General features: G+C 64.6%; 9 protein-coding genes. All 9 read right to left on the minus strand.

The window, feature by feature from the left end; genetic code table 11:
* Window positions 1-83: 83 nt before the first annotated feature.
* The 9 genes from R5H32_RS17465 to glpD all read right to left on the minus strand — a co-directional run bounded on the left by R5H32_RS17465 (window position 84) and on the right by glpD (window position 10,424).
* Window positions 84-1,241, minus strand: coding sequence for an iron-containing alcohol dehydrogenase (locus R5H32_RS17465; protein ID WP_318339976.1), 1,158 nt, complete (start codon window positions 1,239-1,241; stop codon window positions 84-86).
* 3 nt (window positions 1,242-1,244) lie between these two features.
* Window positions 1,245-2,732, minus strand: a complete 1,488-nt coding sequence (glpK, locus tag R5H32_RS17470) for a glycerol kinase GlpK (RefSeq protein WP_318339977.1) — start codon at window positions 2,730-2,732, stop codon at window positions 1,245-1,247.
* 81 nt (window positions 2,733-2,813) lie between these two features.
* Window positions 2,814-4,532 carry an ABC transporter substrate-binding protein gene (locus R5H32_RS17475; protein WP_318339978.1) on the minus strand — a complete coding sequence of 573 codons (1,719 nt, stop codon included), beginning with the start codon at window positions 4,530-4,532 and terminating at the stop codon, window positions 2,814-2,816.
* Window positions 4,533-4,612: 80 nt separating this feature from the next.
* Entirely contained in the window at window positions 4,613-4,885 is a 273-nt protein-coding gene (locus tag R5H32_RS17480; RefSeq protein ID WP_318339979.1) for a DUF2160 domain-containing protein, read from the minus strand.
* 24 nt (window positions 4,886-4,909) lie between these two features.
* Entirely contained in the window at window positions 4,910-5,761 is an 852-nt protein-coding gene (locus R5H32_RS17485) for a carbohydrate ABC transporter permease (RefSeq protein WP_318339980.1), read from the minus strand.
* Complete coding sequence (locus tag R5H32_RS17490) at window positions 5,762-6,634, minus strand: sugar ABC transporter permease (protein ID WP_318339981.1); 873 nt, start codon at window positions 6,632-6,634, stop codon at window positions 5,762-5,764.
* Window positions 6,634-7,710: an ABC transporter ATP-binding protein gene (locus tag R5H32_RS17495; protein WP_318339982.1), complete on the minus strand. Its 1,077-nt coding sequence runs from the start codon at window positions 7,708-7,710 to the stop codon at window positions 6,634-6,636. The genes R5H32_RS17490 and R5H32_RS17495 overlap by 1 nt, the downstream gene beginning before the upstream one ends.
* A gap of 12 nt (window positions 7,711-7,722) precedes the next feature.
* A complete protein-coding gene (locus R5H32_RS17500) occupies window positions 7,723-8,811 on the minus strand; it encodes an ABC transporter ATP-binding protein (protein WP_318339983.1) in 1,089 nt (362 codons plus the stop codon).
* Between the two features lie 17 nt (window positions 8,812-8,828).
* On the minus strand, window positions 8,829-10,424 hold the full coding sequence (glpD, locus tag R5H32_RS17505; RefSeq protein WP_318339984.1) for a glycerol-3-phosphate dehydrogenase: 1,596 nt from the start codon (window positions 10,422-10,424) through the stop codon (window positions 8,829-8,831).
* Window positions 10,425-10,663: the final 239 nt, after the last annotated feature.

A 10,663-nucleotide genomic window follows, 5' to 3' on the forward strand; every position in this document is an offset into this window, starting at 1 on the left:
CCTGGGCTTGCCCCCTTCGACATCCGGCAGTCGCGAGATGTCATTGCAGTGCTTTCTTCCGTTGCAGGGAATGAAGCGCACGATCAAAACGCGTCTTTCAGAACTTTGTTTAGATCGTCTGCTGTCAGCGGCACCGCATTCTTGCGGCTGGACGACGCGGTGACTGCGGCATCAGCCAGATCTCCGAGCGATGTCAGGCGGAAGGACCAATCTGAGAGACGCGGCAGGCCCTGCAGGTCCATCCACCGTTCCAGGCCCGAGAGCGGATCGGCTCCGTCTTCTGACGGAAACGCGCGTGAGATCAAGCCGACGCATTCGGCGAGGCGGCGCTGCACGTCCGTTCCCGAGGCCGCGAGCGCATGGTTGCAGCGCAGGACCGGCAGCAGGAGCCGTCCGCAGAGCGCGCCATGCGGTGCCGAACTTCGCGCGCCGAGAACCGAGGCCAGACCATGGGCGGCGCCAAGCCCGCCGTTGGCGAGCGCAAGGCCGCTGGACAGGCTGACCCAGGCCAGATCCCGCATCGCTTGCGGGCTGTCCGTCTCGATCACGCGGCGCAGGGAGTCGAGCCCCGTGGCGATCGCCGGGCGGCTCAGGGCGTCCGAGAAGGGGGTTCGGGCCGCGGAGACATAGGCTTCGATCACCTGCGTCACCGCGTCGAGCCCGGCGTAAAGCTTGACCTGCACCGGGGCCGAGCGCATCAGTTCAGGATCGACGATGGCGAGGTCGGGGGCGACGGCACGCCCTCTCAGGCTGATCTTTGCCGCCCGGGACGGCACGTCGAGCACCGCGTTGGCCGTCACCTCTGCCCCCGTGCCGGCCGTCGTCGGGATGGCGATGCAGGGCACCCGTGCCGGCGCCGACAAAAGGCGGGCATCGAGGGTCTCGAAATCCTCGTCAAGCCGGAGATCGTGCGACAGAAGGAACGACAGCGCCTTGCCGGTGTCGATGACCGATCCCCCGCCACAGGCCACGACCGCGTCCGGCACCGCGCCGTTCAATGCCTCGCAGGCCGCGTTGACCGAACCGACCGTGGGTTCGCCCGCGCAGCGCAGCACCACCGGGTCAAGCCCACGTTCGCGCAAGCCGTTCAGGACCGGCGCGGCCGCGGTACCGCTGAAACCCTGCACGAAGGCAATGCTCCGAACATCGGGGGGTAGAAGGTCTTGCAGTTCGCGGTGTGTGCCGGGACCGAAGCGGATGCGTGTCGGGCAGGCGATCGAGAAGGCCGGGGCATCCGCCATCGGTCAATACCCCAGCGTGCTTTGCACCGCGCGTTTCCAGTTGGCATGTTTGGCCGCCCGGGTGGCGTCGCCCATCACAGGCTCGAACCGGCGTTCGAGCGCCCAGCCCTTGGCGAACTCATCCTGACCGGGATAGAGGCCGGCGCGCTGACCGGCGAGCCAAGCCGCCCCCTTCGCGGTGGTTTCGAGGATACGCGGCCGGTCGACCGGGGCACCGATTATATCGGCGAGGAACTGCATGGCGAAGTCCGAGGCGCTGAGCCCGCCATCGACGCGCAGCACGCCGGCGCCGCCTTCCCGCGACCAGTCCGCATGCATCGCGTCGAGAAGGTCGCGGGTCTGGTAGCCCACGCTTTCGAGCGCCGCGCGGGCAAGCTCGTTCGGCCCGGAATTGCGCGTGAGTCCAAAGACCGCGCCGCGGCTTTCCGCGTTCCAGTAAGGCGCGCCGAGGCCGGTGAAGGCCGGCACGAGGATCACGTCCTGGGCCGGATCGGACTGTTCCGCCATGGGCTGGGTCTCGGCAGCCGAGCGGATGATCCTCAGCCCATCGCGCAGCCATTGCACCACCGCGCCGGCGATGAAGATCGAGCCTTCGAGCGCGTAAGTCGGCTTGCCGTCGAGTTGGTAGGCGATCGTCGTCAGGAGCCGGTTCTTCGACGCGACCGGAGTGTCGCCGGTGTTCAGAAGCGCGAAGCACCCGGTCCCATAGGTCGATTTCATCATTCCGGGGGTGAAGCAGGCCTGCCCCACCGTCGCCGCCTGCTGGTCGCCGGCCACGCCGAGGATCGGCAGCTCGCGACCGAAAAGATCGGCGCGCGTGTGGCCGAAGTCCGCGGCACTGTCTCGCACCTCGGGCAGCATCTCCATGGGAATGCCGAACCGCTCGCAGATGGTGCGGCTCCAGCGGCCCTTGTGAATGTCATAAAGCATCGTCCGTGCGGCGTTGGTCGCGTCGGTGGCATGAACCGTGCCGCCGGTGAGATTCCAGACCAAATAGCTGTCGACGGTGCCGAATTTAAGCTCGCCCCGCGCCGCGCGCTCGCGGGCGCCGTCGACATGGTCAAGTATCCATCTGAGCTTGGTGCCGGAGAAATACGGGTCTGCCAGAAGCCCGGTCCGCGCGGTGATCGTCTCGGCATCGCCAGTGTCGCGCAGTTCCTTGCAGAAATCAGAGGTTCGGCGATCCTGCCAGACGATCGCATTGTGAACCGGCTGGCCGGTCCTAGCGTCCCAGACGAGCGTCGTCTCGCGCTGGTTGGTGATGCCCACGGCGGCAATGTCGGACGGTTTCAGCCCGGCACGCTCGATGGCGGCGCGGCAGGTCCCGGCGGTCGTCGACCAGAGGTCCGTCGGGTCATGTTCGACCCAGCCGCTGGCGGGGAAGTGCTGCGGGAACTCTTCCTGGGCCGTTGCGATGACGCGCATGGCGCTGTCGAAGACGATGGCGCGGCTCGATGTCGTGCCCTGATCGATGGCGAGAACATGGGTCATGGCGCCGCCCCTGTCGATTTGTGAACTGGCCGGTGGGAAGGATCGGATGGCCGGGGCCCGAAAGCCCCGGCCAGGGGCAGGTTACTGCCAGGACGCGATCAGTTCATCATAGCCGATCGTTTCCGGGGTGGGATCCTCGTCGATCTTGGCGACCGGCGCGCCGGGCGCGTCGAGCCATTCCTGCGGATCCTTCGGCTCGTTCATCATCGGGCCGATGTCACCCTGGACGCCGGCACGCTCGAGCCGCTCGAGCACCTTCTCCTGCTCCTCGCAAAGCGCGTCGAGCGCCCCCTGCGGGGTCTTGGCGCCGGACATCGCATCGCCGATGTTCTGCCACCAGAGTTGCGCGAGCTTCGGATAATCAGGCACGTTCGTGCCGGTCGGCGACCACTGCACGCGGGCCGGCGAGCGGTAGAACTCGATCAGGCCGCCAAGATTCGGCGCGCGGTCGGTGAAGCTCTGGTGCTGGATCGTGGACTCGCGGATGAAGGTCAGGCCGACGTGGCTCTTCTTCACGTCCACGGTCTTCGAGGTGACGAACTGGGCATAGAGCCAGGCCGCCTTGGCGCGATCGACCGGGGTCGATTTCATCAGCGTCCAGGAGCCGGCGTCCTGGTAGCCGACCTTCTGGCCATCCTGCCAGTAGGCACCGTGCGGCGAGGGCGCCATGCGCCACTTCGGCGTGCCGTCCTCGTTCATGACCGGCAGGCCTTCCTTCACCATGTCGGCGGTGAAGGCGGTGTACCAGAACATCTGCTGGGCGATCTCGCCCTGCGCCGGGACCGGGCCGGCCTCGGAGAAGGTCATGCCCGCGGCAGCCGGGGGCGAGTACTTCTCGAGCCACTCGATGGCCTTCGTGACGGCATAGACCGCGGCCGCGTCGTTGGTCGCACCGCCCCGCGCCACGCAGGACCCGACGGGACGCGAGTTCTCGTCCACGCGGATGCCCCATTCGTCGACCGGCAGACCGTTCGGCTCACCCACGTCGCCCATGCCGGCCATCGACATCCAGGCGTCGGTGTAGCGCCAGCCGAGGCTCGGGTCCTTCTTGCCGTAGTCCATGTTGCCATAGACGCTGGTCGGCCCACCCATGTAGGACATATCGCGACCGGTGAAGAACTCAGCGATGTCCTCGTAGGCCGACCAGTTGACCGGAACGCCAAGATCATAGCCATAGGCTTCCTTGAAGTCGGCCTTGGTCTTTTCGTCGTTGAACCAGTCGTAGCGGAACCAGTAGAGGTTCGCGAACTGCTGGTCGGGCAACTGGTACAGCTTGCCGTCCGGCGCCGTGGTGAACTCCTTGCCGATGAAATCGGCGACGTCGAGGTTCGGGTTGGTAACGTCCGCGCCTTCGCCGGTCATCCAGTCGTCGAGGATGCGGGCCTGCTGGTAGCGCCAGTGGGTGCCGATCAGGTCCGAGTCGTTGATATAGGCGTCGTAGATGTTCTCGCCCGACTGCATCTGGGTCTGCAGCTTCTCGACCACGTCCCCTTCGCCGATCAGGTCATGCGTGACCTGGATGCCGGTGATCGCGGTGAAGGCGGGCGCAAGCACCTTGGATTCGTACTCGTGCGTGGTGATGGTCTCGGACACCACCTTGATGTCCATGCCGGCGAAGGGTGCCGCGGCATCGACGAACCACTGCATCTCGGCTTCCTGATCCGCGCGGCTCAGCGTCGAGAGATCGCCGATCTCGGCATCGAGGAAGGCTTTCGCCTCCTCCATTCCGGCGAAGGCCGGGCCGGACAAGAGCGCAAGCGCCATGCCCATAGCTGTCGTCGACTTGAATGGCAATTTCATGTGTTCCTCCCTTAGAACTATATATTATCAAACGGTTCGCCAGTTTGCCCGCCAGCGAACCACCTCCTTGCAGTGCCCTTTCAGACCCAGCGGAACACCGCTGCGGCGTAGATCAGGCAGACGATCAGGGCGCCCCATTGCGGCGCACTGACAAGACCGAGCCAGGCCAGATTGATGAAGGCCGAGCCCAGAAGCGTGATGAACAGGCGATCACCACGGGTCGTTTCGATCCGGAGCACGCCGACGCGCGGCGTCTCGGGAAATCTGATCGCGAGGATCGTGAAGGTGACGAGAAGGCAGGCGATGACGGCGAAGAAGATCGCGGTCGGTACGGTCCAGGCCATCCAGCTCATGGGATTTTCCTCCCTTTCCCGGGATCACACGCGGCCGAGGGCGAAGCCCTTGGCGATGTAGTTGCGGACGAAGTAGATCACGAGCGCGCCGGGAACGATGGTCAGCACACCGGCCGCGGCCAGCACCCCCCAGTCGAGCCCCGAGGCCGAGACCGTGCGGGTCATCGTCGCGGCGATCGGCTTGGCGTTCACCGAGGTCAGTGTGCGGCTGAGCAGCAGTTCGACCCAGGAGAACATGAAGCAGAAGAATGCGGCGACGCCGATCCCGCTGGCGATCAGCGGCGTGAAGATGCGGATGAAGAAGCGCCCGAAGCTGTAGCCGTCGATATAGGCGGTTTCGTCGATCTCCTTCGGGACGCCGCGCATGAAGCCTTCGAGGATCCAGACCGCCAGCGGCACGTTGAAGAGGCAGTGCGCCAGCGCCACCGCGATGTGGGTGTCGAAGAGCCCGACCGACGAGTAGAACTGGAAGAACGGCAGCGCGAAGACGGCGGGCGGCGCCATGCGGTTGGTGAGCAGCCAGAAGAACAGGTGCTTGTCGCCGAGGAACGAGTAGCGGCTGAAGGCATAGGCGGCCGGCAGCGCCACCGTGATCGAGATGACGGTGTTCATCACCACATAGATCAGGCTGTTGACGTAACCCATGTACCAGCTCGAATCCGTAAGGATCGTCGCGTAGTTCGCAAAGGTGAGGTTGCGCGGCCAGAGCGAGAAGACGTTCAGGATCTCGGTGTTCGTCTTCAGGCTCATGTTGACCAGCCAGTAGATCGGCAAGAGCAGGAACACGAGATAGAGCGTCATCACGATGGCCCGGCTGTTCACGCGGGGAAGTCCGAGGCCGCGCGGCGCCGTCTGGTTGAGCGTCGTGTCGGCCATTTACTTGCCCTCGCTTTTATCGAGGTTGGTCATCACGGTGTAGAACACCCACGAGATCAGCAGGATCACCAGGAAGTACATGATCGAGAAGGCGGCCGCGGGGCCAAGGTCGAACTGGCCGAGCGCCATCTTCACGAGGTCGATCGACAGGAACGTGGTCGAGTTGCCCGGCCCGCCGCCGGTCACGACGAAGGGCTCGGTATAGATCATGAAGCTGTCCATGAAGCGCAGCAGGATCGCGATCATCAGGACGCCCTGCATCTTCGGCAGCTCTATGTAGCGGAACACCTTCCAGCGGCTCGCCTGGTCGATCTTGGCGGCCTGGTAATAGGCATCGGGGATCGACTGGAGGCCGGCATAGGCGAGCAGCGCGACGAGCGACGTCCAGTGCCAGACATCCATGACGATGACCGTGGTCCAGGCGGCGATGAAGCCCTGCGTGTAGTTGTAGTCGATGCCGAAAGCGTCGAGCGTGTGGCCGAGCAGGCCGATATCGACGCGGCCGAAGATCTGCCAGATCGTACCGACCACGTTCCACGGGATCAGCAACGGTAGCGCCATCAGGACGAGGCAGACCGAGGCCCAGAAGCCCTTCTTCGGCATGTTCAGCGCGACGAATATGCCGAGCGGCACCTCGATCGCGAGGATGATGCCCGAGAACACCAGCTGCCGGCCGAGCGCGGCCCACATCCGGTCGCTTTCCAGCATCTCGGTGAACCATTCGAGCCCGGCCCAGAAGAAGACGTTGTTGCCGAACGTGTCCTGGACCGAGTAGTTGACCACCGTCATCAGCGGGATCACCGCCGAGAACGCCACCAAGAGAAGCACCGGCAGAACGAGGAACCAGGCCTTCTGGTTGACCGTCTTTTCCATCACGCGGCCTCCCCTTCCACACGCCAGTCATTGGCGTAGACGTTGATATGGGCGGGGTCGAAGACGACCCGGTTCATGTCCGCGCCGATCGAAGCGCCCTCGTCGGCGATGATGTTGATATCGTTGCCGAAGAACTCGGCGCGGATGATCTTGTGACGACCCACGTCCTCGACGCGGCGCACCTTGACAGGCAGGCCCTCGCTGGCCGAGAGCGTCGCATATTCGGGGCGGACCCCGATCGCTACCTTGCCGTCGAGCTTACCGAAGGCCTGCGACAGCGTCACCCGTGAGCCGTTGACGTTGGCGACGTTGCCTTCGATGGTCGCGGGGATCACGTTCATGCCGGGAGAGCCGATGAAATAGCCCACGAAGGTATGGGCGGGCGTCTCGAACAGCTCCTGCGGCGTGCCGATCTGCACGACGCGGCCGTCATACATCACCACCACCTTGTCGGCGAAGGTCAGTGCCTCGGTCTGGTCGTGGGTGACATAGATCATCGTGTGGCCGAACTCATGGTGCAGCGACTTTAGCTGGGTGCGCAGCTCCCACTTCATGTGCGGGTCGATCACGGTCAGCGGCTCGTCGAAGAGAAGCGCGTTGACCTCCTTGCGGACCATGCCGCGGCCGAGCGAGATCTTCTGCTTGGCATCCGCCGTAAGTCCGCGGGCCTTGCGGTCGAGTTCCGCCTCCATGCCGATCATGCGGGCGATTTCCTGCACACGCTCGGCGACATAGGCCTCGTCGCGGCCGCGGTTGCGCAGCGGGAAGGCGAGGTTGTCGCGCACGGTCATCGTGTCGTAGACGACCGGGAACTGGAACACCTGCGCGATGTTGCGCTCGGCCGTCGGCGCATCCGTCACGTCCTGATCGTTGAAGAGGATCCGCCCGCGCGAGGGTTTCAGGAGCCCCGAGATGATGTTGAGCAGCGTGGACTTGCCACAGCCGGACGCGCCGAGCAGCGCATAGGCCTCGCCGTCGTTCCAGACGTGGTTCAGTTCCTTCAGCGCGTAGTCGTCTTCCGATTTCGGGTTCGCGAGGTAGGAATGCGCGAGGTTGTCGAGCGTGATCTTGGCCATGGTCGCGTCCCCTCAGGCTGCGAGTGCGTAGGCGGCGGGCACGACGAGCGCGCCGTCCTCGCCGAAGATGTAGACATGGGCGGGGTCGAGATAGACCTTGATTTCCTGGCCGAGCGGCAGGTTGCGCACCCCATGGACCAGCCCGACCCAGCGGACGCCGTTATGATCGAGGTGGACGTAGGTCTCCGACCCGGTGATCTCGGTGACATCGAGTGTCGCCGTGAAGACCATCGCGTCGGAAGTATGCTTTTCGAGCTCGACGTGGTTCGGACGGAAGCCCGCGACATAGCGGCCGTCAGCCAGATCGCGCAGCTTGCCCGTCAGCGGCGAGGACTGGCCGTCGCCGAACATCAGCTTTCCGCCGGTCTTCGACACCTGCATGAAATTCATCGGCGGATCCGAGAAGACACGCGCGGTGGTCGCGTCGACCGGTTGGCGGTAGACCTCGGGCGTGGGACCGAACTGTGTGACACGGCCCTCCCAGAGCGTCGCGGTATTGCCGCCAAGGAGCAGCGCCTCCTCGGGTTCCGTGGTCGCATAGACGAAGATCGAGCCCGATTCCTCGAAGATCTTCGGGATCTCCACCCGGAGCTCCTCGCGCAGCTTGTAGTCGAGATTCGCGAGCGGTTCGTCGAGAAGCACGAGGCCCGCGTTCTTCACAAGCGCGCGCGCTAGCGCGCAGCGCTGCTGCTGGCCGCCCGAAAGCTCCAGCGGCTTGCGGTCGAGCAGCGGGGTCAGCTTCATCAGCTCGGCGGACTGGCGCACCGCCCTGTCGATCTCGTCCTTCGACTTGCCCATGAGCCGCATCGGGCTGGCGATGTTCTCGTAGACGGTCATCGACGGGTAGTTGATGAACTGCTGGTAGACCATCGCCACCTTGCGATCCTGCACGCGCTGGCGGGTCACGTCCTCGCCGTTCCACAGGACGCGGCCGCTCTGCGGCACGTCGAGCCCGGCCATGAGCCGCATCAGCGAGGTCTTTCCAGACAGCGTCGGCCCGAGAAGAACGTTCATCGTCCCGTTCTGGAGTGTCAGGGTGGTGGGGTGTATGTGGGTCTGGCCGTTCACGACCTTGGTGACCCCATCAAGCGTCAATGTCATTGCTCTCTCCCTACCCCCTACTCGGCCGCGTGAAACGTTGCGTTGCGGCGAGCCTTCTCCATCCATGCATCAAGCGTGGCGACCCGGTCCGCGCCCATCCGAAGACCGAGCTTCGAGCGCCGCCAGACCACGTCCTCGGCGGTGCGTGCGAACTCCTTGTCCATGAGCCAGACGACCTCGCGTTCGCTCAGCGTCGCGCCGAAGTCCTCGCCGAGGTCTGCCGCTGACTGCGCGTCGCCGAGCACGGACCGCGCCTCGCTCCCATAGGCCCGGACGAGGCGGCGGGCCCAGAATTCGCTCAGGAACGGATAGGCGGCCTTCAGTTCCGCGATCAGCCGCGCCACGTCGCCGACCGGGAAGTCGCCGCCCGGCAGCGGCACGCCCCCCGTCCAGTCAGCCGTCGCGCCTCCCAGAGCCGCGCCGATCTTCTCCATCGCACTCTCGGCGAGCCGGCGGTAGGTGGTGATCTTGCCGCCGAAGACGTTGAGCACCGGCGCCCCGGCCGAGGTGTCGATCTTCAAGGTATAGTCCCTGGTCGCCGCCGTCGCCGACTGGGCGCCGTCGTCGTAAAGCGGCCGGACTCCGGAATAGGTCCAGACAATGTCGGAGCGCGTCACCGGCTTTTCGAAATATTTCGACGCAAAGGCGCAGAGGTAGTCCTGTTCCTCCGGTGTGCAGACCGGCTTGATCGAGGCATCCGGGTGCTCCGCGTCGGTCGTGCCGATCAGGGTGAAGTCGGTCTCGTAGGGGATCGCGAAGATGATCCGGCCATCCTCGCCCTGGAAGAAGTAGCACTTGTCGTGGTCATAGAGCCGTTTCGTCACGATATGGCTGCCGCGCACCAGTCGCACGCCCTCGCCGGAGCGCAGCCCCATCGTGTCTTGAATGATGTCGCCGACCCACGGCCCGCCGGCATTGACGAGCATCCGTGCCCGGACCTTGCGGGTTCGTTGCTTGTCCGCGACAGTGACTTCCCAGACACCCTGCACCTGCCGTGCCGCCGTGACCTTGGCTCGCGTCAGGATCGTCGCTCCGCGCGCAGCAGCATCGCGCGCGTTCAGGACGACAAGACGGGAATCCTCGATCCAGCAGTCGGAATACTCGAAGGCCTTGCGGAACTTGTCCTTGAGCGGGCGGCCCGCGGGGTCGGACGCCAGATCGAGGGAGCGCGTTCCCGGCAGGATCTTCCGGCCGCCGAGATTGTCATAGAGGAACAGGCCGAGACGGATCAGCCAGGCGGGGCGGCGCCCCCGCATCCACGGCATGACGATGCCGAGGATGCGCGACGTGGGAGTCGCGCCCTCGAAACGCATGTCGTCGTAGTAAGGCAGCACGAAGCGCATCGGCCAACTGATATGCGGCATCGCCGTGAGCAATACCTCGCGTTCGACCAGCGCCTCGCGCACGAGACGGATCTCGAAATACTCGAGATAGCGCAGGCCGCCATGAAAGAGCTTGGTCGAGGCGCTGGAGGTGGCGGACGCCAGGTCATCCATCTCGGCAAGGACCACCTTCAATCCTCGCCCCGCCGCATCGCGGGCGATGCCACAGCCGTTGATGCCGCCGCCGATGACGAACAGATCGTAGAGGTCCTGATGTTCAACGCTGCCCACCGCCCTCTCCGCTGGTCGCACCTGGGTGGACCATCTTCTACCCCAAAAGCGAATAAAAACGAAACACAAAATTTTCGATTTGCGCATGTTTTTACGTTACCACATGAATTCAATCACTTACTTACGTCTCCGCCATCGGATTTCGATGAGAAATCGTGATACTTCAGGGCAAACCCTGCGATCATCGAGCGAGACGAAGGCCGTATCGCGCATATTGGAACATTTTTGACACCTGAATC

The sequence above is a fragment of the Defluviimonas sp. D31 genome, assembly GCF_033436765.1.
Classification (GTDB): Bacteria; Pseudomonadota; Alphaproteobacteria; order Rhodobacterales; family Rhodobacteraceae; genus Albidovulum.